Raw genomic sequence first — 19845 nt, 5'->3', positions numbered from 1 at the left:
GAGGTCGAAGTCGAGGAGTTGGCTGCGGCGTGGCTGGATGCGTCATCCGGCAGCTGTAGAAGGATTTAGACGGCGATATCATACAAGATCATAAAGTGGCGCTCCCTAGGGGAATCGAACCCCTGTTTCAGCCTTGAGAGGGCCGCGTCCTAACCGCTAGACGAAGGGAGCGTTGGCAGAGGGAATAGCCTCGAAATCGGCTGGCCGCAAGGCGGCCGAGGATCCTGGCCCGCGAACGAACGGCGACCCGTGGCGACCTTCAACAAGCCGGAATCGGGGTCCGAAAGCCTTCATTCCGAGGAATTCCGGTTTCAGCCCGGCTTTAGGCGTGCAATCTCCGCAGCGCCGGCGGAGGGGTCGAGACTGTAAAGGACTGCTCCCGAAAATCCGGCGCTCAGCGGGGATTGAGCACGCATCTGTTGCCCGCTGCCTCCCGCATAGGCCTGATTCAAAAGGTCCATTCCCGGAGCCCCCGTTTTCGGCACCCCGATGTTAAAATAGTACGTCCCACCGGCCTCGACCCGGGTTTCGGTTTCGAAGGCAAGTGATATTCCGTTCTGGACAGACAGTTTAAGGAGCCCTGGCGGGCGATCGACGAAGATGTAGGAGCCGTTGGTCACCGATCCTACGGGTTTTCCGTCAACTCTTATTTCAGCCGCTGGTACGGCCCCGCCCAAGGCACCGAGAACTCCCTGCTCGCGCAGGAAGTACATTCTCGCCAGCCGCGAATCCCTCAGTTTTGATTGAGATTCAATCGCTGAAGTTCCGGCGCATGCGGCCAGTTGAAGGACAGCACAAAACACCAGGACGATACGATACAGTTGCCCCATGCCCAATCTCAGCCGATGAAAACCCCATCCGACAATCTCTAAATCAGACGTTGTATTGCTTGGCAAGACTCAACCGAGGCGACCCTCTCGTCCCGGGCTTCTTGTATCGAAGCAGCAGGATTTCCATCCGCGGCCGGTTCAGGGTTCGCTGACGAATTTCAGCCTTCCGGCCGGTTTCAGCGTGCGCGCGTCGAAGGTGCGGATTTCGGTGACGCCGCCGATATCCAGCGTCAGCAGCAGCCGGTCGCCGGCGATGCCGGTTGCGACGATGCGGGCGCCCTTCGGCAGGCTGGCGGTGACTTCGGTGGCGGCGGCCGTCACACTTCCCTCGGATCGGAAAAGGCGGTAGCCGATGGCGATCAGAACGGCCGCTACCGCCAGCGCCGTGGTAAGGCCCGCAATCAGCATCATCCGCCGCACCCGCGCGAACAGCGCGGCCTGCTCGGGGGTCGGTTCGGGCGCAACGGTTTCGGTCATGCAAAGCTCGTCTTCGAATAGCGGTCAGAGGTTCAGGGTCACCGTCGCCGGCGACGAGGGATCGGCCCGGCTCGACCGCGTGCTGGCGGTGCGCCGTCCGGAGCTGTCGCGCTCGCGGCTGAAAGCGCTGATCCTGGCCGGTTCCGTCACCGCCGGAGGCGCCCCCATCCGCGACCCCGCTTATCATGTCACCGCGGGCGATACGATCACAATCGACGTGCCGGAAGCGGTCGCCGCCGAGCCTGCGGGCGAAGATATCGCGCTCGATATCGTCTACGAGGACGACGACATCGTCGTCATCGACAAGCCCAGGGGCCTCGTGGTGCATCCGGCCGCCGGCCACGAAACCGGCACCCTGGTCAACGCCCTGATCGCCCATTGCGGGGCCAGCCTTTCCGGCATCGGCGGCGTCAAGCGCCCGGGCATCGTGCACCGGCTCGACAAGGACACCACCGGGCTGATGGTGGTGGCCAAGAACGACCGCGCGCATAAATCGCTGACCGAGCAATTCGCCGACCATGGCCGCACCAACGAGATGCGGCGCGGCTATTTGGCCTTCGTCTGGGGCGTGCCGAACCGGCAGCGCGGCACCGTCGACGTGCCGATCGACCGCCACCCCTATGCCCGGGAGAAGATGGCGGTGCGCGAGGGCGGCCGCGAGGCCGTCACCCATTGGGAAATCCGGGAGACCTTCAACGGGCGCGACGGCAAACCGGTCGCCGCCCTGTTGGCCTGCCAGCTCGAGACCGGCCGCACCCACCAGATCCGGGTGCATCTGGCCCATATCGGCCACCCCCTGATGGGCGACGCCGTCTATGGCCCGCACTTCAAGACCAAGGCCAGCCACCTCGGCCCCCAGGCCCAGGCGGCCCTCGCCGGCCTCGGCCGCCAAGCGCTGCACGCATATCTTCTGGCGCTGGAACACCCCAAAACCGGGGAGATTTTGCACTGGGAAGCCGATCTGCCGGAGGATTTGCTTCTCCTGCAAGGCGCCCTGCGAGCGGCGCTATGACGCAGGCCTTCTGAAAAAGTGGCGTTATGTCAGTAGGTTATACCTGCCACACGGGGACGTGACCCCCACAATCCTTCCAAAAGCCGCTCGATTTAGTGTATGTTGCACCTGCGTTGAATATCCAACGCGGAACATCGCAGCCCGGGCGGCTTTAACACAGCGTCCGTCTGCCGGGCCCGCCGCTATCGGGGGCCTGAACCACTGGAGGGCGCTCGAATGGCCCGTACAGCTACCCTGCCGGTTCTCAACGGAGAATCCGGCCTCTCCCGCTACCTCGCCGAGATCCGCAAATTTCCGATGCTGGAACCCCAGCAGGAATACATGTTCGCCAAGCGCTGGCGCGAGCATGACGATCGCGACGCGGCACACCACCTCGTCACCAGCCATCTCCGGCTCGTGGCCAAGATCGCCATGGGCTATCGCGGCTACGGCTTGCCGATCTCCGAGGTCGTCTCGGAAGGCAATGTCGGCCTGATGCAGGCGGTCAAGCGGTTCGAGCCCGAAAAGGGCTTTCGGCTTGCCACCTATGCCATGTGGTGGATCAAGGCCTCGATACAAGAGTACATCCTGCGTTCCTGGTCGCTCGTGAAAATGGGCACCACCGCGAACCAGAAGAAGCTGTTCTTCAACCTGCGCAAGGCGAAGAGCAAGATCTCCGCGCTGGACGAGGGTGATCTCCGCCCCGACCAGGTGAAGCTGATTGCCAAGCGCCTCGGCGTCACGGACCAGGACGTGATCGACATGAACCGCCGTCTCGGCGGCGATGCCTCGCTCAACGCGCCGATCCGCGACGACGGCGAAGCCGGCGAATGGCAGGACTGGCTGGTCGACACCTCGCCCAACCAGGAAGCCATCATGGCCGAGCACGAGGAGTTCGATCATCGCCGGCAGGCGCTGAACGGCGCCATCGGCGTGCTCAATCCGCGCGAACGCCGCATCTTCGAAGCGCGGCGTCTGGCGGAGGAGCCGATGACGCTGGAAGACCTCGCCGCCGAATTCGGCGTGTCGCGCGAACGCGTGCGGCAGATCGAGGTCCGCGCCTTCGAGAAGGTGCAGTCGGCCGTCAAGGGCACCATTGCCAAACAGGAAGCGGCCGCGCTGGAAGCCGCGCACTGAGTTAGGCGGATCGAAACGAGACAGGGAAGCCGGCGGCAACGCCGGCTTTTTTGTTTTCGGGTGAACGCTTCAACAAATGCTGCGTCGTCCCGGCCTAGTGCGCAATTGCGCACTAGGCCGGGATGACATTGTTGAGAGTTCACCCCCTCATTGCCTACTCTCCCCACTGCCTCGCCAGCGTCGCCAGCGCGCAGCCTTCGCAATAGCGGGCGTCCTTGTAGTCGATCCAGTTATGGGCATAGACCCGCTCGAGCGGGATGCCGTAGCGGGCCCTCAGCAGCTTCACCAGAATTCGCCACGCCTCGATCTGCGCCTCGGTCGGGCCGCGCGCGACATCGGGATAATTGCCGGCGAATTCCACCCCGATCGAATTGGCGCCCACCACCTGGCGGAAGGTCGGGCGGTTGTCGATGTATTTGTTGTCGTTGCGGTTGGCGCCGTCGCCATGGGTCGGCACCAGATTCTCCGCCACCGCCCAGTACACCGTGCCGTCGGTTTCGACCCAGACGGTGACGCCGCGCCGCGTCGGGTTCCTGGCCTGCGCCTGCGCGCCGCCGCGCGCCGAGCCGGCCGGTCCCTCGGTCTGGTGCACGATGATGTTGCGCCAGGGATGGGCCTTTGCGACCTCGCCCCAGGGCGCCAGCCAGACCATCTTCAGTCCGGGAATGTCGGGCGTGCCCGACGCCTTCGCGATGGTCCCGAGGTCGGGCGTCTGCGCGGCGGCCGGAGCAACGATCATGATGGCGGCGAGCGCCATCGCTGGCAGGCGAACGTTCATGGCCCCAGCGTCTAGCACGCTTCACGCATGCTTGCGCAGGGCTCGCTCCGGCATCGCCGCGGGGTTGATCCCGGGCGCCAGCGGCGGGGCGGGATCGTAAACCGCGTGGCGGTTCTTGCCGTCCTTCTTGGCGGCGTAGAGCGCGTGGTCGGCGGCGGCCATCAGCCGGTCCGGGAAGTTTCCCATCTGTCTCGTCCACTGCGCCACCCCGATCGAGAGCGAGATCGGGATATCGTTGCCGACGCAGGCCTCGGCATCCTCGCGGCAGACATCCAGGATGCGGCGGGCGATCATCGCGCCCTCGCGCAAGGTCGAGGACGGCAGCACGACGCAGAACTCGTCGCCGCCGGTGCGCGCCAGCATGTCGCCGGGCCGCAGCCGGGTCTGCGCCATCAGGGTGAAATGCTGCAGGCAGGCGTCGCCCGCGGCGTGGCCATGGGTATCGTTGATCGCCTTGAAACCGTCGAGGTCGATCACCAGCAGCGAGAACGCTTCGCCGCTGCGCTCCGACCGCGCGCATTCCTCGGTCAGCCGCTGCAACAGGTGCCGGCGGTTGCCGACGCCGGTGAGATCGTCGAGCAGCGCCAGGTCGGCGACCTCGTTGCGCAGCCGGTCCATCGCCATCAGCAGGAAACCGAAATTCCACGCCATCGACAGGAACATCAGGACCAGAATCAGGACAGACTGCACCGGATTGAAACGGATGAACGAGAATTCGACGCCGGCATTGAACAGGTTGCTCACGACCCGGAAGGCATAGATGGCGATGATCAGGATGGCGACGGTGGCCGCCAGCCGCGCGCCGGGGTTGATGCGGCCGTTCTGCCGCGACAGCAACAGCTTCAGCGTCAGGATGATCGGCAGCACCTGGGCGACCGAATAGATCGCCAGCCGGATCGGCACGTTATCGTAGCCGAAGATGAAGAAGGTCATGCCGGCGCAGCCCAGGCCGGTGGTCAGCGCGGTTTGGCGCCAGCCGACCGGTTGGCCGTAGAACCGCCGGATGCCCATCGCGGCCAGGCAGGCGGCCAGAATCAGCACGGTGCCGCCGGCCAGCAGCGGCAGCAGCGAATCCACCAAGACGCGCAGGCTTGCCAGCGATGCGCCGGCGGCCGCGGCGAACGTCGAGGCGGTCCAGAACCGTGCGGCCCCGAAGCTCGGGTAGCTGCGCGCGACGTAGGCCCAGATCAGGCCGAGCGCGAGAAAATTGATGACGAACGCCGTCCACAGCGTCGGAACATTCAGCATCGCGAAGTCAGAACACCCATGGCTCTGCCTCCCCTGTTATCCAACAGCCCACCCATGACGATCCCCTTGTTGGCAACAAAGTGCAGCCGCGGCACTTAACGGACCCTCACCGCGGCGCGGCAATCGCTGCCGTGGTTTTGAAATGATGAATACGACGGGAACACTTGGCGCCACCGCACCGCTGTACCGGATCGATGCAGCCAGCGCCGCCATGTTGGCGCGGCGTTAACCGTGACGCGGCGGCGTGGCGCATGACGCCGGCGAAAAGCAGGCCAAAAACCCATAACAGCTGTGGATAACGTGATGACAGCGGCGTGACAGCGCGAGGCAGTCGCCTGCGAATCTGCTCGGATGACGATTGAGGCTGTTGCGAGGCTAGGCCCTCCCCGAGCATGCCTCGTGTCGCGTTTCCACCCATTAAACCCAAAGAGGATGCTATGGCTAAGAAAGCGAAGAAGGCGAAAAAGGCGAAGAAGGCAAAGTCGAAGAAGAAGGCCAAGAAGTAACTTTCAAGCCCGGGTGGAGCCTCAGCTCCGCCCGGGCACCCGGTGCCAGGCGAAGTGATTTTTAAAGCGGCGGGCCTTGTGCCCGCCTTTTTGATTTTGGGCTCTTCGTCATCGCCGCCCTTCAAAATCCTGTTCCCATCCTGGAGTGACATCTGATGACTGCGATCAATGGAGCAGCGGCAGCCGTGACCGGCGCCGCCAGTGGCATCGGCCGGGCGCTGGCGCTCGAGCTTGCCGCGCGCGGCTGCGACCTGGCGCTGGCTGACCGCGACGAGACCGGCCTGCAGGCGCTGGCCGCCGAGATCGGTCAAGCGCAGCAGCAGCGCAAGGTCACGGTGCACCAGGTCGACGTCGGCGTGCCCAAGCAGATCGAGGCCTTCGCGCAAGCAGCCATCGCGGCCCATCCCGGCCTCAACATCGTCATCAACAATGCCGGCGTCGCGCTGATGGGCATGTTCAACGAAGTCGACCAGGCCCAGATGGAATGGCTCTTCAACATCAATTTCTGGGGCGTGGTGCACGGCACCCGCGCGTTCCTGCCCCAGTTGTCGCAGAAGCCGGAGGCGCACATCGTCAACCTCTCCTCGATCTTCGGCATCATCGCGCCGCCCGGCCAGACCGCCTATTGCGCGGCGAAGTTCGCAGTGCGCGGCTTTTCGGAAAGCCTGCGGCACGAGCTGCAGATGGCGAACAGCCCGGTGCGGCTGTCGGTGGTGCATCCCGGCGGCGTTTCCACCAACATCGCCCGCAACTCCCGCACCGGCTCCGGCATGACCGACAATGCCCGCCGCGCGCAATCGATCGAGCGCTTCGATACGATGGCCAAGACCTCGCCGGCAGCAGCAGCGCTGCGCATCATCGAAGGCATCGAGAAGAACCAGCCGCGCATCCTGATCGGAGGCGACGCCCGCTTCATGGATTTGCTGCAACGGTTCCGGCCCGGCACTTACTGGGCGGTGCTGGCGAAGCGGATCGAGAAGATGGCGGCGAAGGGGAAGTAGGTGGTTGTCAGTCCGCGCGCGATGCGAAGCACGGCGCCCGCTCCGCCCACTGTTGTCATCCCCGCGCATGCGGGGATCCAGTAGGCCGCGGCCCATCGATTCCATCACTGCCGTCTCTGGAATACTGGATCGCCCGCTTTCGCGGGCGATGACAGTTGTGAGTGTGGCGCGTGAGAAGCGCTACTGCCCCACCAGCCGATCGGCGAAATACGCAATCGTCTTGCGGTAGATCGTGGCACGGTTCCATTCGCGCATGGCTTCGAAATTTGCGGTGCCTTCGCCATAGGGCGCGCCGTTCTTGAAGCCGCTGACGTGCAGCAGGTTGGCGGTGGAGGCCAATACGTCGGGGATGCTGTGGCGCAGGTCGACATGGCCGTTGCCGTCGAAATCGACGCCGTATTTGATGTAGGACGACGGCAAAAATTGCGTCTGGCCGATTTCGCCGGCAAACGCCCCGATCAGGTCGCGCAGGGGCAGATCGCCGCGCTGCACGATCTTCAGCGCCGCCAGGAGTTCGCCCTGGAACAATTCGGTGCGGCGGCAATCATGCGCCATGGTGGCGAGCGTGCGGACCACCGGCATCTTACCGATGTCGCCCTTGCCGTAATCGGATTCCAGCCCCCAGATCGCGACGATGATCTGCGGCGGCACCCCGAAGCGCTTCTCGATCCGCGACAGCAGCGCGGCGTGACGCTGCAGCATCTGCCGGCCGATGTTGATGCGGCCGGGACCGACCCGGGTGGAGACATATTGCTCGAAGGTCTTGTTGAAGGTGCCGCGCTGGCGCCGGTCGAAATTCAATACCGCCGGATCCTGCGTCACGCCGGAAAGCGCTTGGCTGATCACCGCCGGCGAAATCCCCGCCGCCTGCGCCTCCGCCGACATCGCCGCCACAAAGGAGTTGAAGTCGCCGCCGCAGCGGGCGGCGAAAGAGGGGGTGGAAAGGAGGAGGGCGGCGAAAAAAACGGCCGAACGAAGCTTGCGCATGCGAATCCCTTGTTACTGCTTGTTCCGATCATGCCATGGGAAAGCGGCGAGCGGCAGATGTATTCAGCGCTCTCGATCAAAACTCGTCGTCCCGGACAAGCGAGCAACGCGAGCGCCGATCCGGGACCCCAGCGTGAGCGCAATTGCGCTCATCGCGGCGCCGCGGCCGATGTTGTCAAAGCGAAATGGTTGACGGCTTCGCTTCAACAATTGCCGCCGGTGGTTATGGGTCCCTGCTCCCGTGCGCAATTGCGCACTAGGCAGGGACGACGGGGTGGCCCTCACTCGCCGCCGTCGATCTGGCGGCCCATCAGCGCGATGGCCTTCTGGTAGACGCCGGCGGCATTCCAGGCCTGGATGGCCGCGAAGTTGGGCTCGCCCGGCTGGTATCCGGCGCCCGCGCGCCAGCCGTGCGCCCGCAAGAAGTTCGCGGTCGAGGTCAACGCGTTGGCGGCGTTCTCGAGATTGCCGGTGCCATAGGCCAGGATGGCTTTGGGCATGAACTGGGTCTGGCCGACCTCGCCGTGCATGGAGCCGCGCTGGGCCGGCGAGAGCGCGCCGCGATCGATCAGTTGCAGCGCCGCGTAAAGGTGCTCGGTGAAATAGGCCGAGCGCCGGCAGTCGTAGGCGAGCGTCGCGATCGACGCGAGCATGTTCTGATTTCCGCGCTGGCTGCCGAAACCCGTCTCCATTCCCCAGATAGCGATGAGCGGTCCCGGCGGCACGCCGTAGCGCGCCTGAATGGAAGCAAACAGCGCTCCCTGCGATTGCTTCAGCGAACGCCCGCGCGCGACGATGGCCGCCCCGCCGCGCTTGGCGAGAAATTGGTCGAGCGAGAGGGAAAAGCTGCGCTGGCCGCGGTCGGCATTGATGGTCGCTTGCGCGTAGTGCGTCGCCATCAGGGCCGAGATAGTCGAGGCGCTGATGCCCTTGGCCCGCGCCTCACCGGCGAATTGCTGCTTCCAGCCTTCGTAGCCGGCGGCGGTGCTGCCGCATTGCGCGGCGTGGGCTTGTGAATTCAAACATGCGAGCATGGCCAATGTCAGGAATTTGGCCGTGGTAAATGACTTACTCTTGGTCATCAGGAAATTCCCTGAGTGGCGCTGAAGGAACACGGGATGCAATCCACTGGCTTTTACCACGTCCGACCTCGGTCTTCGAGGGCTGCGCCAATCCAGCCGGGATCACGGGGGCTCAGCCATGATTCCGTCATGACTGCCCCCCTCGCCGCACGTATCGCAATCGGCCATAATTTTGATAATCTGCCATGCATAATAATTCGCGGCCGAGGCGCGAACTGACGCGACAAGTTTTGGCTATTGCAGGCAAACGATCATGCCGAACGAAATGCAAGGAAAAGAGTCAACGTCCCGGCGTTTTCGCTTTTGGCGCGTGCCGCTGTTCCGGCTGCTCGCGATCAACCTCGGCATTGGAATAGCGCTGGCGGCGCTCGTGGTCGGCGGCCTCTTGGCGATCAATCCCGGCGGGCTGCGCGACCTGATCTTCGCCGATAGCTCGCCCGGCACGGCGCTCGGACTGCTGCTGTTCGGCTTCATCGTCACCTTCGGCTCGACCGCGATGGGCACCGCGATCATGGCGATGGGGCAGCCGCAAGCGGATGGCGATAAGCCGCCGCGGGGCACACCGACGCTGGCGACGCAGCCGATCGGCCGGGGCGCGGCGCGCGCCGGCGCCCGACACTAGGGCCAAAAGCCCGATAGAAATCCTGTAGCATGAAGCGGCTGTCGATGCGCCGTCCGTTGCCGGCCATTCGATCGTCGCGCGGGCTGGAAATTGTGAGGACCCATCCATGAGTGAAGAAGCTGTCGCGAACGAACGCAGCCCGCATTCCGGGTCGGCTTTTCAGGCCATTCGGGCGATCGACTATACGGTGATTTTCGTGCGCGACATGGCGGCGATGCGCCGCTTCTATGAAGGCATCCTCGGCCTCCCATTGTTACGAGAGCTTTCGCCGGGCTGGATCGAATATCGGCTGGGCAGCAACACCCTGGCCCTGGCGAGGCCGAGCCTGACTGCGAAGGACGTTCCAACACCCAACGGCAGCGCCTCGCTTCAGCTGGCATTCAAGGTTTCCGCTTCCGACGTCGATCAATGCGCCGACGAACTGGTGCGGCAGGGTGTCAGCCTGCTCTCACCGCCCACCGACCAGGCCTTCGGACATCGCACGCTGTTCTTCCGCGATCCCGATGGAAATCTGCTGGAGGTGTTTGCGGAGATCTAGTTGTCGGGAGGCCGACCGGGAGCCCGCGAGAAGCACCAAGGGTTACGCGGATTTGTGCTGTGCTAACCGGGGCGCAAGGTGAGAATGGGCTCGCGATCCACCTCGCCGCGGGAACAACGCTGGCGGCGCCCGTGGTCGGCGGCCTGCTGGCGATCAATCCCGGCGGGCGATGTCGCGGAATGAAATGTGGCCGGCGCGGACGGCGTCACCCGCTCGGATGCGCACTTTTTCGTGCCTGGGCTTTCCTACTCAATTGGGGGCGAACGCTGACGGACGTGTCGCGCGGAATGACACCCCCCATCACCTGCCGAAGGCGCGTGCGATCGCCTTGTTTCCAAGCCTCAATCAGTTGACGCCCCTTGTCATGTATGTTCACGGCATATGTGACAAATTGCCAATTGTTGTTTGATTTTTGCTCTACGGTTGCAAGTCCGGCAGCGATAAGGCGGGAGAAATGCAGGAGACCATCACCGGAAACCACGAGGAAATCCTTCTTGCAGGACTCGAGGAACAGCAGTCGGTCGATCGCTTCAACGTCGAAGGCGCGCGTGATCGCGACCAACATCGCCTTGTATGCGTAAATGGAGTCGGCTTTTATAGTTCCACGGTGGTAGAGTGCATGACACGTCGGGCACAGCGCTATCAAGTTGGAAGGGTCGTTACTGCCTCCATTGGAGACTTCCCAGATATGATGCATGTCGAGTGCTAGGATGTTACGGCAGGTCGGAACGGCGCAGCGATATCCCGATTCGGTCAGAACGATAACCTGCGTTTTCAGCGGCAGATTTTTGCGTTCACCGGGCTTTGCTTCACTCATCTGAGATTGCCCCAGCTATTTCGTATCACCGAGTATCGACTTAATCGTCGATTTTGGAAGGCGGCGAAAGAGGTTGCTCCACTCGAATACGATTGTTCCGTCGGCTTCGACCTTCTCCCTGATCAGATCGGCATCGCGCAGCGGCTTAAGGTGGTGGTCTAGCGCCTGCTTGCTCTTGTAATCAAATTTCGTTTGAAGATGCGACTTGGTCTTTGGCTCCTCGCACTCCTTCATAATCCTTTGTGCGTCCTTCGTCTTGAGATGTTCTTGAACATATTGTTTTACAACTGGCGCGTTTGAAATGCTCTGGATCGTTTCGATCGCGCTCAGACGATCTTTGATGGCGCCAAGCTCATCTTGAATCGGTTGCGATGATACTTCGACAGCATCTTTCTTGGGCCGCTTGTCGCTCACGACTTCTCCCCCGATTTAGTCGAGCTGTTAGCATCAATAAGACCGAAATCAGACAAGTCGAAGAGCCTAATGCGCTTCTTGTCCTGCCTAGCCTCCATCAACCCCATTGATGTGCAGCGGTTCGCCAAAGCGACAACAGCATTCGGACTCATTTTGCAAGCGATGCGCACTTGGTCCATCGACGCGTTGCCATCGAGCATTTGGTACGCCATACGCGATTTCGAATCGGGAAGCGCTGTTTCGAGCGACGTCTTTACCGGGCCGTGAGCAGCCGCGCGAATCCAATTCCGAATCTCAAGAATGGCTTCCAAAAGCTTCTCTTCACTTTGCTTATGCATTGCTCTCAAAAAAGTTTAGAGGTATCGAAAAATTCAGTTTCGGCTTCTTCGTGTCGCTAACGAGTAATTTCTCCTTGTGAAGCTTGCTGACCATGGTGCTTAAGTGACCCTGGTTCACCGATGCTGCCCTATGTATCTCAGCCTGCGTTCGATTTCCGTCCATCAAGAACACAGACTTCTGCTTGGCAGAGCTTGTGCCGACGATTTCACGTAGGGCCGCGCGCAGCTTTGCGTCGCGCTGAGCAATCTTGTCTTCGGCCAGCAATTCCAATAATCCATAGATCTTACGCAGCGTCTCCAAGATTTCGACCGAACTTTCGCTCATTAAATTTCCTATTCAAAGAAATTGGCTGGAATCGAAATTGCGAGTTGCGGCTGTTTGGGATCACCTTTCAGTAAGTCTGCAGCCTTCAGCTCCTTCACCAAGCCGCTGAGATTACCTTTACTAATGCCACAGCCCTTGGTGACGTCTGCCTGAGTCCTTGTGCCATCCAAAAGAAGGATAGCCTTTGCTTTCTTGCTTGTTGCGTTCCCGCCAATGACGAGTAACGCCTCACGAAGTTTCTTGTCGCGCTGAGCAATTGCGGGTTCGGCAATCAAGCGAAGAAGATCGCGCATCTCTGCTAGAACCGACAACATTTGTGCAGAGTGATCGCTCATTTCTTGGCGTTGCCTACATTATCGATGAGGTTCGAAGGCGCGGGAAAACCAGCTCTGGGCGCTTTTCATCAGGACCAATCAATTCCGTCTGACGTAAGGCCGTGACGAGGCGACTTAAGTTTCCCTGGTCAATGCCAGCAGCTTTTCGAATGTCAGCTTGCGAGCGCGTGCCGTCCATAAGGACGACCGCCTCTGCCTTTTGTTTACTTTTCCCAACTAGCTCCTGAAGCGATGCTCGAAGTCGCTCATCTCTCTTGGCGAGTGCGGGTTCAGCGATCAGTCGCAGCAGATCGCGAATTTCCCGCAGGATTTCAGTATCATCAGACATAGAGTGAGGATAAGGAACTAAAGTTCCCTGTCAACCCACAGTGGAACCGGAGCAGCGGGTAGATCGTAAGTTAGGACCTACGTCATCTCGGTTCGCAAATGCAAGCGGCGAGCCTTTTGGCCCGCCGCGTTCGCGCAAATTAGCTTCAGACCGGCGAAGTTAGTTGTCCAAAAAGCTCCGCAGCTTCCTCGACCTGCTCGGATGCTTCAGCTTCCGCAGCGCCTTCGCCTCGATCTGCCGGATGCGCTCTCTGGTCACCGAGAACTGCTGGCCGACTTCTTCCAGCGTGTGGTCGGTGTTCATGCCGATGCCGAAGCGCATGCGCAGCACGCGTTCTTCGCGCGGGGTCAGCGAGGCCAGAACCCGCGTGGTGGTTTCGCGCAGGTTGGACTGGATCGCGGCGTCGATCGGGAGGATCGCGTTCTTGTCCTCGATGAAATCGCCGAGATGCGAGTCTTCCTCGTCACCCACGGGGGTTTCGAGCGACAGCGGCTCCTTGGCGATCTTCAGAACCTTGCGAACCTTCTCCAAGGGCATGCCGAGTTTCTCGGCCAATTCCTCAGGAGTCGGCTCGCGGCCGATCTCGTTCAGCATCTGGCGCGAGGTGCGCACGATCTTGTTGATGGTCTCGATCATGTGCACGGGAATGCGGATGGTGCGCGCCTGGTCGGCGATGCTTCGCGTGATCGCCTGCCGGATCCACCACGTCGCATAGGTCGAGAACTTGTAGCCGCGGCGGTATTCGAATTTGTCGACCGCCTTCATCAACCCGATATTGCCTTCCTGGATCAGATCGAGGAACTGCAGGCCGCGGTTGGTGTATTTCTTGGCGATCGAGATCACGAGCCGCAGATTGGCCTCGACCATTTCCTTCTTGGCCTGGCGCGCCTCGCGCTCGCCCTTCTGCACGCCGTGCACGATCTTGCGGAATTCGCCGATCTCGAGCCCGGTCAATGCGGCCAGCGACTGGATCTCGCCGCGCAGTTCCTTGATACGGTCCTTCTCGTGATGGACGAAATTCTTCCAGCCCTTGGCCGAGAGTTTCGAGACGCGGTTGAGCCAGCGCGGATCGAGCTCCGAGCCCTGGTAGTTGCGCAGGAAATCCTCGCGCGCGACGCCGTGGCTGTCGCCGAGGCGCAGCAGGCGGCCCTCGAACGACACCAGCTTCTTGTTGATGTCGTAGAGCTGCTCGACCAGCGAATCGATGCGGGCCTGGTTCAGCCGCAGCGACTTCACCTCGACGATGATTTCGTCCTTCAGCTTCTTGTATTTGCGCTCCTGTGCCGGCGACAGCGTCTCGTTCTGCAGCTGGTTGGAGATGTCCTGCTCCTGCAGGCGGCGCAGCTTCTTGTAGTTGTCGGCGATCTTGTCGAAGGTCTCGACCACCTTCGGCTTCAGCTCGGCCTCGATGGCGGCGAGCGACATCTGGTTTTCGAACTCGTCGTCGTCCATGTCGCCTTCGGCGGCGGCCTCGGCGGGATCCTTTTCCTCGCCTTCAGGGGCTGCCGCGGGCGCGGCGCGGAACGGGGTCGGCGCCGGGGGTGCGGCGGGCGGAGCGGCAGCAGCCGGCACCGTGGCCGCGCCATTGCCGTTGGCGGCGGCGAGCGGCTGGCCGTCGGGGCCGAGCGGCGCCGCCAGCATCGCCGGGTTCATGTTGTTCTTGGCGTCGGGGCCGGCGTAGGTGGCTTCGAGATCGATGATGTCGCGAAGGAAGATCTTTCCCTCGTTGAGTTCGTCGCGCCAGATGATGATGGCCTGGAAGGTCAGCGGGCTTTCGCACAGCCCTGCGATCATCGCCTCGCGGCCGGCCTCGATGCGCTTGGCGATGGCGATTTCGCCCTCGCGCGACAGCAATTCGACGGTGCCCATCTCGCGCAGATACATGCGGACGGGATCGTCGGTGCGCTCGCCGGGCTCGGATTTCTTGACTTCGGTGACGGCCTTCTGCGTGACCTCGACCAGTTCGTTGTCGGTCTCGTCCTCGGCCTCTTCCTGTTTCTCTTCGTCGCTGTCGGCGTCCTCGGCCTCGGAGACGTTGATGCCCATGTCGGAGAGCATCGACATGATGTCTTCGATCTGTTCGGGCGAGGTGGTGTCGGAGGGCAGCACTTCGTTGAGCTGATCGAAGGTCACGAAGCCGCGCTTCTTGGCCTGCTTGATCATCTTCTTGACGGCGGCGTCCGACAGGTCGAGCAACGGCGATGGCGCGTCCGGTGAATCCTTCTCGGGGGCGTCCGCTGCCTTGTCGTCTTTTTCCTTGTCTTTCACCTGCAGCGTCTTTGCCTTGCTGGCCATTCAATGCTCTCCAAACGCGCTCATGCCGGTGCGTTGCCGCGCCCGCTTTGAATCTGCTGTCGCTAACGCATGACGACGCTTCTTCGAAACGTCGTCCCGCTCTCATCCTTGTTCGAGCATGATCCTTTCGGAAAACCGGTACCCACTTTTCCGGATCATGCTCTGACGCGGAAAGGGCGGCGCAGACGTCTCGCCACCCCCCTCAAAATTGCTCTCGACGGTTACGAGCTTCTAGCCCGCAGGCAATTAAGCTTCGATTAACCCTGTCGATCCTGTTTTTGCCGCCAAACCATGGATTTGGCGAGTCTTTTCGCGGTTCCGGGGCCGCCGTCCGCAGCATTTTTTGATCAGACGACCCGCTGGGACCTGCCGGAAGAATCGCCAAATCCCTCGATCAGGGCCTCGGTACCGTCGACTTCCTCCAGCCTGGCCTTGATATCGCGCAGCCATGCCAGATTGGCCTCACCGCCCTCGTTGCCCAAGGCCAGCTCCGCGTCCTTCAATTCCCTAAGTAATGAGTGCCATTGGCGATGCAAGGAGACGAGCTGATGCCAGGTGGCAAGAACGTCGTCGCGGGCCGCCCCGGGGCGGACGCCCCACACCGCCTGGGTCGTGATCGCCCGTTCAACTCTTTGAAGAACCTCGGAAAATCCGCGCGCTTCGAGGTCGGCCCGCATCTTCTCGGCCTGTTCTTCCGGCTCCGGGCTCTGGTGATGGTCATGAGCAAAGGCGGCGATGATGCCGGCGCGCAGCTTGTTGGCCTCCGGATGGGCCATTTCCAGCGCCGCCACCTCTTCCAGATGGTCGTGCAGCAGCCAGGGATGGTTGATCAGGGATTGCAGAATCAGCGCCTCGCGGCGGGAAATCGCGCTGCGCTGGCCGCGCATGATCGGGCTCAGCGCCAGCTGCGGGCTCGCTGCCTGGTAGGGCCCGCGATTGATGGTCTGGCTGCCGGCCGAGGCCTGCCCGCGACCGCCGCGGGCCTCGAATCGGCCCGCAGCACCGGGAGTGAACGAGCCGCGCGCCTGAAAGCGGCGGCCTGATTCGCCGCCGAAATTCCCCGCCCCGCCGCGGAAATTGCCTTTGCCATAGCCGCCGCGCCCGCCCTCCGGCGCAAACGTCCGCTGCAGGCGCTCCGCCAGATCCTGGCGATAATAGCGCCGCACCACCTCATCGCGGATGCCGTTGGTGAGTTCGCCGATCCGTGCTTCCAGCGCCGCGCGCCGCTCGGGGGTGGCAAAGCTGCCGCCTTCGAGCTCGCGCGACCAGATCACGTCGGCGAGGCCCCGCGCGGCGGAAATCACCTCCTCGATCGCGCCGCGGCCGCCGGAGCGCGCGAGATCGTCGGGGTCCTGTCCTTCCGGCAGCAGCGCGAAACGCAGGCTCTTGCCGGGCTTGAGATGCGGCAGCGCGAGGTCGGCGGCGCGATAGGCCGCCTTCTGTCCGGCCTTGTCGCCGTCGAAGCAGAGCACCGGCTCGTCCGCCATCTTCCACAGCAGCGCGAGCTGGTTTTCGGTCAGCGCGGTGCCGAGCGGCGCGACGCTGGCGGGAAAGCCGGCGCCGACCATGGCGATGACGTCGACATAGCCTTCCACCACCACCAGCGTGGCGCCGTTATGGGTGGCCTGCCGCGCCGGCGCCAGGTTGTAGAGATTGTCGCCCTTGTGAAACAGCGGGGTTTCCGGCGAGTTCATGTATTTGGCGGCGACGTCCTTCTCCAGCGCGCGGCCACCGAAGGCGATGACGCGATTGCGCAGATCCGTGATCGGAAACATCACGCGGTCGCGAAACTTGTCGTAGGGCACCGGGATGTCGTCGCCGGCGACCAAGAGCCCGGCCTCGACCATGTCCTCGACCGGAATGCCCTGCGAGCCCAAAAATTCCTTCAGCGCGAAGCGTTCGCCGGGCGCATAGCCGATCCGGAACTGCAATTGCACCGCCGGAGAGATCGCGCGGTCGGCGAGGTAGCCGCGCGCCTTGGCGCCGTTGCGCGAGGCCAAAGTGTCGGCAAAGAATTTCGCGGCGAGCTCCATCACATCGTACAGCGTCTTGCGGCGCTGTTCGTGCCGCGCGGCATCCGGGGTCGCCGCCGGCAGCGGCATGCCGGCCATCGATGCCAGCCGCTCCACCGCCTCGGTGAAGCCGACACCCTCGGTCTCCATCAGGAAGCTGATGATGTCACCGTGCTTGCCGGAGGAGAAGTCGTGGTAAAAACCCTTCTGGTCGTTGACGGTGAACGACGGCGACTTCTCCTGCTGGAACGGCGACAGCCCTTTCCACTCCCTGCCCGCCTTCTTCAACTTGACGCGCCGGCCCACGACTTCCGAAACCGGAAGCCGGGCGCGCAGCTCGTCGAGGAATTGGGGCGTAAAGCGCATAAGGGATTTGTGCCGGAGTCGTTGGCCCATGCCAACCGATCATGGATATAGGGCGGCCCGCCCGAAATACGAAGATTATTGGGCTTCTAGCCGCTATTCACAGGGCCAGACTGCCATTCCGGGATGCTTCGCAAGACGACGGCTTGAACCGCCCCCGGTTCCAAGCTTCGATGGCGCATGTTCACGACCTTCAGGGGCGGCCAGAGCGGGGCGTGGCGGATCGTCTCGATCGCGCCGGTGAAGGGCGAGTCGCTCCGCGCGGTGCCGTCGCTGTCGGTGGTGCACTCTGAGGCCGTCGCGCTGCCGCTGTTGCCGTCGCAGACCTCGTGGCGGCTGGCCGGGGTCGCCAGCCATCTGCGCTATGTCGAGCGGCCTGAGAAGACGCAGCTCGAGGCCGCGCAGGCCGGGCTCGGGCGCCCCGAGGCGAGCTGCGCGGCGCTGATCCCGATCAGGAAATCGGCGGCGTGGTGGGAGCTGACCCAGGAAGAGCGGCGGCGGATCTTCGAGGAGCAGTCGCATCACATAGCCGCCAGCCTGCAATACCTGCCGATGATCGCTCGGCAACTCTATCACTGCCGCGATCTCGGCGAACCGTTCGATTTTCTCGCCTGGTTCGAATACGCGCCGCAGAATGCGCTGTTCTTCGAAGACCTGGTGAAAGTGCTGCGTGCCACCGAGGAATGGACATACGTCGAGCGCGAGGTCGATGTGCGGCTGGTGCGGGAAATCTAGAGGTCCCTGTTTGACGCGTTTTCTTCACGCGAACCGGGACCCCACCCCGCATCAAGTGCAGGGCAGGCTTTCGCTCGAAAACGCTTCAATTCTCCAGAAACCGGCCCGAGGCGATGCGCGGCAGGCCGGTCACCGGCCAGTTGTAGACATAGGTCCAGGCTTCGCCCGCCGTCTCGTCCGAAAGCGTCACCGGCAGCATCCGCCTGAGATATTCGGTCGGCTCGGCAAACCCCTCGCCGCAGGCCTCGTACATGTCGAATTCGCGCAATAGCGCGTCCGGCTGGCGCAGCCGGTACACTTCGCCGAATACGACGTCCGCGGGATCGTCCGACAGCACCAGCCCGGGATAATGCTTTACGAGGTAAAGCCGGCCGCGGCAGCGCGCCTCGCCGACGAAATCGGCGCTGCGCGACAACAGCTGCGCCATCGGATGGTCGAAGCCGCGCATCAAGGTGCCGTAGACGAAGAGACGATCGGAGTTCATCGCCATGTCATATGCGAGCCACCGGGTCGGCGCAACGCGCCGCCCGATGACAGGCTCCGCGAAGCAATCCATGGCGCCGCATGCGAGGGGTGGATCGCTTCGTCGCATATTCGGTCTTGTGACGAATCGTCGGGAGCGGCATCGTCGCAGCGATCATCGTGATTTCGTGCAAGCAGATCCATGCCGATTGCTGCTCATTTTCCAAATCGGCATGCTGCTTCGACAGGCAACTATTGAGGATATGACGTTGGACAGCGCAGGCGGCACATCCCTACTCCTCGGACCGCAGGAGGTTACGCCGGTACTCGAGGAAAATGCGGGCGGCCGCTCGCCGTTCCTGCTCACATGCGATCACTACGGCCGCCTGATCCCGCGCGCGCTCGGCGATCTCGGCTTGCCGGAAAGCGAATTGACGCGCCACATCGCCTGGGATATCGGCATCGCCGGCGTCGCCGAGGCGCTGTCGAAACGGCTCGACGCGCATCTGATCGCGCAGCGCTATTCGCGGCTGGTGATCGACTGCAACCGGCCGCCGAGCGCGCCGAGCTCGATCCCGCACGTCTCCGAGGCGACGGCGATTCCCGGTAATCAGGACCTTGCCGCCGACGCCGCCGAGGCGCGGCGCCGGCAGATCTTCGATCCCTATCACCGCCGCATCGAGCAGGCGATCGACGCCCGCCTGCGCAAGGGTACGCCGACCGTGCTGGTGGCGCTGCACAGTTTTACCCCGGTCTATAAGGGGAGCGCGCGGCCCTGGCACATCGGCACGCTCTATCATCGCGACACACGGCTGCCGCCGCTGCTGTTGAAGCTGTTGCGCGCGGAATCGGGTCTGGTGGTCGGCGACAACGAGCCCTATGCGGTGAGCGATGCGACCGACTACACCATCCCCGTGCATGGCGAGGCGCGCGGGCTGATGAACAGCGGCATCGAAATCCGCCAGGATCTGATCGCAGCGCCCGCCGGGCAACGGCAATGGGCGGACCGGCTGGCGCGGATATTCATCGGGATCGAAGCGACGATGCGCGAGCAGCGGCTGCTGCCGGCCTGATTCCGCGGCGCGGGGAAATCAACGCGGAGGGTGACTCCTTTCCGCGGTTCCAAACGTCCTGGATTCAGAAGGCCGCGGAGCCTCGCTGGCCGCACTCCCGCCAGGGAGTGAAACCCTGGGAGAAATCGCGTATGGCGGATATTTTACACAA

23 protein-coding genes and 1 tRNA gene are annotated in these 19845 nt (G+C 62.8%); 7 read left to right on the top strand and 17 right to left on the bottom strand.

The features are described 5' to 3' along the window. Positions 1 to 96: 96 nt before the first annotated feature. From KMZ68_RS05705 to KMZ68_RS25965, 3 genes are all read right to left on the bottom strand, one after another. A tRNA-Glu gene (locus KMZ68_RS05705) sits at positions 97 to 171 on the bottom strand. Between the two features lie 140 nt (positions 172 to 311). Further along, the gene (locus KMZ68_RS05700) at positions 312 to 830 is read right to left on the bottom strand and encodes a DUF2846 domain-containing protein (RefSeq protein WP_215614878.1); all 519 of its coding nucleotides are present in this window, start codon (positions 828 to 830) and stop codon (positions 312 to 314) included. A 138-nt stretch (positions 831 to 968) separates the two neighbouring features. After that, positions 969 to 1307: a hypothetical protein gene (locus KMZ68_RS25965; protein WP_249779533.1), complete on the bottom strand. Its 339-nt coding sequence runs from the start codon at positions 1305 to 1307 to the stop codon at positions 969 to 971. On the opposite strand from KMZ68_RS25965, the gene KMZ68_RS05690 reads away from it, so the two are divergent. After that, positions 1306 to 2319: an RluA family pseudouridine synthase gene (locus KMZ68_RS05690; protein WP_249779532.1), complete on the top strand. Its 1014-nt coding sequence runs from the start codon at positions 1306 to 1308 to the stop codon at positions 2317 to 2319. The genes KMZ68_RS25965 and KMZ68_RS05690 overlap by 2 nt on opposite strands. Before the next feature lie 216 nt (positions 2320 to 2535). Beyond that, positions 2536 to 3435 carry an RNA polymerase sigma factor RpoH gene (gene rpoH / locus KMZ68_RS05685; protein WP_215614875.1) on the top strand — a complete coding sequence of 300 codons (900 nt, stop codon included), beginning with the start codon at positions 2536 to 2538 and terminating at the stop codon, positions 3433 to 3435. Positions 3436 to 3589: 154 nt separating this feature from the next. Here the strand turns inward: rpoH and KMZ68_RS05680 are convergent, their stop codons facing one another. The 3 genes from KMZ68_RS05680 to KMZ68_RS05670 form a co-directional block, all read right to left on the bottom strand. Next, positions 3590 to 4213, bottom strand: coding sequence for a peptidoglycan recognition protein family protein (locus KMZ68_RS05680; protein WP_215614874.1), 624 nt, complete (start codon positions 4211 to 4213; stop codon positions 3590 to 3592). Between the two features lie 21 nt (positions 4214 to 4234). After that, positions 4235 to 5461: a GGDEF domain-containing protein gene (locus tag KMZ68_RS05675; protein ID WP_215614873.1), complete on the bottom strand. Its 1227-nt coding sequence runs from the start codon at positions 5459 to 5461 to the stop codon at positions 4235 to 4237. A gap of 106 nt (positions 5462 to 5567) precedes the next feature. Next, entirely contained in the window at positions 5568 to 6119 is a 552-nt protein-coding gene (locus KMZ68_RS05670) for a hypothetical protein (RefSeq protein WP_215614872.1), read from the bottom strand. Positions 6120 to 6122: 3 nt separating this feature from the next. Here KMZ68_RS05670 and KMZ68_RS05665 point away from each other — a divergent pair, with 3 nt between their 5' ends. Continuing rightward, positions 6123 to 6968, top strand: a complete 846-nt coding sequence (locus KMZ68_RS05665) for an SDR family NAD(P)-dependent oxidoreductase (RefSeq protein WP_215614871.1) — start codon at positions 6123 to 6125, stop codon at positions 6966 to 6968. 180 nt (positions 6969 to 7148) lie between these two features. Here the strand turns inward: KMZ68_RS05665 and KMZ68_RS05660 are convergent, their stop codons facing one another. Both KMZ68_RS05660 and KMZ68_RS05655 read right to left on the bottom strand, forming a co-directional pair. Next, on the bottom strand, positions 7149 to 7955 hold the full coding sequence (locus tag KMZ68_RS05660; protein WP_215614870.1) for a lytic murein transglycosylase: 807 nt from the start codon (positions 7953 to 7955) through the stop codon (positions 7149 to 7151). Between the two features lie 281 nt (positions 7956 to 8236). Continuing rightward, positions 8237 to 9037 carry a lytic murein transglycosylase gene (locus KMZ68_RS05655; protein WP_215614869.1) on the bottom strand — a complete coding sequence of 267 codons (801 nt, stop codon included), beginning with the start codon at positions 9035 to 9037 and terminating at the stop codon, positions 8237 to 8239. Between the two features lie 265 nt (positions 9038 to 9302). Between KMZ68_RS05655 and KMZ68_RS05650 the strand changes: the two genes are divergently transcribed. Both KMZ68_RS05650 and KMZ68_RS05645 read left to right on the top strand, forming a co-directional pair. Then, positions 9303 to 9659 (top strand): hypothetical protein, encoded by a 357-nt coding sequence (locus tag KMZ68_RS05650; RefSeq protein ID WP_215616208.1) that lies wholly within the window; start codon positions 9303 to 9305, stop codon positions 9657 to 9659. A gap of 106 nt (positions 9660 to 9765) precedes the next feature. Next, positions 9766 to 10197, top strand: a complete 432-nt coding sequence (locus KMZ68_RS05645; RefSeq protein ID WP_215614868.1) for a VOC family protein — start codon at positions 9766 to 9768, stop codon at positions 10195 to 10197. A 205-nt stretch (positions 10198 to 10402) separates the two neighbouring features. Here KMZ68_RS05645 and KMZ68_RS05640 read toward each other — a convergent pair whose 3' ends face one another. The 8 genes from KMZ68_RS05640 to dnaG all read right to left on the bottom strand — a co-directional run bounded on the left by KMZ68_RS05640 (position 10403) and on the right by dnaG (position 17427). Beyond that, complete coding sequence (locus KMZ68_RS05640; protein WP_215614867.1) at positions 10403 to 11014, bottom strand: HNH endonuclease signature motif containing protein; 612 nt, start codon at positions 11012 to 11014, stop codon at positions 10403 to 10405. Between the two features lie 15 nt (positions 11015 to 11029). Continuing rightward, a complete protein-coding gene (locus KMZ68_RS05635) occupies positions 11030 to 11428 on the bottom strand; it encodes a hypothetical protein (protein WP_215614866.1) in 399 nt (132 codons plus the stop codon). Continuing rightward, on the bottom strand, positions 11425 to 11766 hold the full coding sequence (locus KMZ68_RS05630) for a hypothetical protein (protein WP_215614865.1): 342 nt from the start codon (positions 11764 to 11766) through the stop codon (positions 11425 to 11427). The genes KMZ68_RS05635 and KMZ68_RS05630 overlap by 4 nt, the downstream gene beginning before the upstream one ends. Continuing rightward, positions 11759 to 12091 carry a hypothetical protein gene (locus tag KMZ68_RS05625; RefSeq protein WP_215614864.1) on the bottom strand — a complete coding sequence of 111 codons (333 nt, stop codon included), beginning with the start codon at positions 12089 to 12091 and terminating at the stop codon, positions 11759 to 11761. The genes KMZ68_RS05630 and KMZ68_RS05625 overlap by 8 nt, the downstream gene beginning before the upstream one ends. Positions 12092 to 12099: 8 nt before the next feature. Next, positions 12100 to 12426, bottom strand: coding sequence for a MarR family transcriptional regulator (locus KMZ68_RS05620; protein ID WP_215614863.1), 327 nt, complete (start codon positions 12424 to 12426; stop codon positions 12100 to 12102). Positions 12427 to 12439: 13 nt separating this feature from the next. Beyond that, the gene (locus KMZ68_RS05615) at positions 12440 to 12754 is read right to left on the bottom strand and encodes a hypothetical protein (RefSeq protein ID WP_215614862.1); all 315 of its coding nucleotides are present in this window, start codon (positions 12752 to 12754) and stop codon (positions 12440 to 12442) included. 159 nt (positions 12755 to 12913) lie between these two features. Then, on the bottom strand, positions 12914 to 15049 hold the full coding sequence (rpoD, locus tag KMZ68_RS05610) for an RNA polymerase sigma factor RpoD (protein ID WP_215614861.1): 2136 nt from the start codon (positions 15047 to 15049) through the stop codon (positions 12914 to 12916). A 347-nt stretch (positions 15050 to 15396) separates the two neighbouring features. Continuing rightward, on the bottom strand, positions 15397 to 17427 hold the full coding sequence (gene dnaG, locus KMZ68_RS05605) for a DNA primase (protein ID WP_215614860.1): 2031 nt from the start codon (positions 17425 to 17427) through the stop codon (positions 15397 to 15399). 177 nt (positions 17428 to 17604) lie between these two features. Here dnaG and KMZ68_RS05600 point away from each other — a divergent pair, with 177 nt between their 5' ends. Further along, positions 17605 to 18159, top strand: a complete 555-nt coding sequence (locus KMZ68_RS05600) for a chlorite dismutase family protein (RefSeq protein ID WP_215614859.1) — start codon at positions 17605 to 17607, stop codon at positions 18157 to 18159. A gap of 85 nt (positions 18160 to 18244) precedes the next feature. Here KMZ68_RS05600 and KMZ68_RS05595 read toward each other — a convergent pair whose 3' ends face one another. Next, positions 18245 to 18643 (bottom strand): gamma-glutamylcyclotransferase family protein, encoded by a 399-nt coding sequence (locus KMZ68_RS05595; protein WP_215614858.1) that lies wholly within the window; start codon positions 18641 to 18643, stop codon positions 18245 to 18247. A 241-nt stretch (positions 18644 to 18884) separates the two neighbouring features. Between KMZ68_RS05595 and KMZ68_RS05590 the strand changes: the two genes are divergently transcribed. Continuing rightward, positions 18885 to 19694, top strand: a complete 810-nt coding sequence (locus KMZ68_RS05590; RefSeq protein ID WP_215614857.1) for an N-formylglutamate amidohydrolase — start codon at positions 18885 to 18887, stop codon at positions 19692 to 19694. Positions 19695 to 19845: the final 151 nt, after the last annotated feature.

This window comes from Bradyrhizobium sediminis (assembly GCF_018736105.1).
In the GTDB taxonomy this organism is placed as follows: Bacteria; Pseudomonadota; Alphaproteobacteria; order Rhizobiales; family Xanthobacteraceae; genus Bradyrhizobium.
This window is presented reverse-complemented; position numbering and strand designations above follow the sequence as displayed.

Excerpts from the sequence above, each read along its gene's own strand:
- KMZ68_RS05700 (WP_215614878.1), bottom strand. The coding sequence starts at position 830 with ATGGGGCAACTGTATCGTATCGTCCTGGTGTTTTGTGCTGTCCTTCAA.
- KMZ68_RS05690 (WP_249779532.1), top strand. The coding sequence starts at position 1,306 with ATGCAAAGCTCGTCTTCGAATAGCGGTCAGAGGTTCAGGGTCACCGTC.
- KMZ68_RS25965 (WP_249779533.1), bottom strand. The coding sequence starts at position 1,307 with ATGACCGAAACCGTTGCGCCCGAACCGACCCCCGAGCAGGCCGCGCTG.
- rpoH (WP_215614875.1), top strand. The coding sequence starts at position 2,536 with ATGGCCCGTACAGCTACCCTGCCGGTTCTCAACGGAGAATCCGGCCTC.
- KMZ68_RS05680 (WP_215614874.1), bottom strand. The coding sequence starts at position 4,213 with ATGAACGTTCGCCTGCCAGCGATGGCGCTCGCCGCCATCATGATCGTT.
- KMZ68_RS05675 (WP_215614873.1), bottom strand. The coding sequence starts at position 5,461 with ATGCTGAATGTTCCGACGCTGTGGACGGCGTTCGTCATCAATTTTCTC.
- KMZ68_RS05670 (WP_215614872.1), bottom strand. The coding sequence starts at position 6,119 with ATGTCACTCCAGGATGGGAACAGGATTTTGAAGGGCGGCGATGACGAA.
- KMZ68_RS05665 (WP_215614871.1), top strand. The coding sequence starts at position 6,123 with ATGACTGCGATCAATGGAGCAGCGGCAGCCGTGACCGGCGCCGCCAGT.
- KMZ68_RS05660 (WP_215614870.1), bottom strand. The coding sequence starts at position 7,955 with ATGCGCAAGCTTCGTTCGGCCGTTTTTTTCGCCGCCCTCCTCCTTTCC.
- KMZ68_RS05655 (WP_215614869.1), bottom strand. The coding sequence starts at position 9,037 with ATGACCAAGAGTAAGTCATTTACCACGGCCAAATTCCTGACATTGGCC.
- KMZ68_RS05650 (WP_215616208.1), top strand. The coding sequence starts at position 9,303 with ATGCAAGGAAAAGAGTCAACGTCCCGGCGTTTTCGCTTTTGGCGCGTG.
- KMZ68_RS05645 (WP_215614868.1), top strand. The coding sequence starts at position 9,766 with ATGAGTGAAGAAGCTGTCGCGAACGAACGCAGCCCGCATTCCGGGTCG.
- KMZ68_RS05640 (WP_215614867.1), bottom strand. The coding sequence starts at position 11,014 with ATGAGTGAAGCAAAGCCCGGTGAACGCAAAAATCTGCCGCTGAAAACG.
- KMZ68_RS05630 (WP_215614865.1), bottom strand. The coding sequence starts at position 11,766 with ATGCATAAGCAAAGTGAAGAGAAGCTTTTGGAAGCCATTCTTGAGATT.
- KMZ68_RS05625 (WP_215614864.1), bottom strand. The coding sequence starts at position 12,091 with ATGAGCGAAAGTTCGGTCGAAATCTTGGAGACGCTGCGTAAGATCTAT.
- KMZ68_RS05620 (WP_215614863.1), bottom strand. The coding sequence starts at position 12,426 with ATGAGCGATCACTCTGCACAAATGTTGTCGGTTCTAGCAGAGATGCGC.
- KMZ68_RS05615 (WP_215614862.1), bottom strand. The coding sequence starts at position 12,754 with ATGTCTGATGATACTGAAATCCTGCGGGAAATTCGCGATCTGCTGCGA.
- rpoD (WP_215614861.1), bottom strand. The coding sequence starts at position 15,049 with ATGGCCAGCAAGGCAAAGACGCTGCAGGTGAAAGACAAGGAAAAAGAC.
- dnaG (WP_215614860.1), bottom strand. The coding sequence starts at position 17,427 with ATGCGCTTTACGCCCCAATTCCTCGACGAGCTGCGCGCCCGGCTTCCG.
- KMZ68_RS05600 (WP_215614859.1), top strand. The coding sequence starts at position 17,605 with ATGTTCACGACCTTCAGGGGCGGCCAGAGCGGGGCGTGGCGGATCGTC.
- KMZ68_RS05595 (WP_215614858.1), bottom strand. The coding sequence starts at position 18,643 with ATGAACTCCGATCGTCTCTTCGTCTACGGCACCTTGATGCGCGGCTTC.
- KMZ68_RS05590 (WP_215614857.1), top strand. The coding sequence starts at position 18,885 with ATGACGTTGGACAGCGCAGGCGGCACATCCCTACTCCTCGGACCGCAG.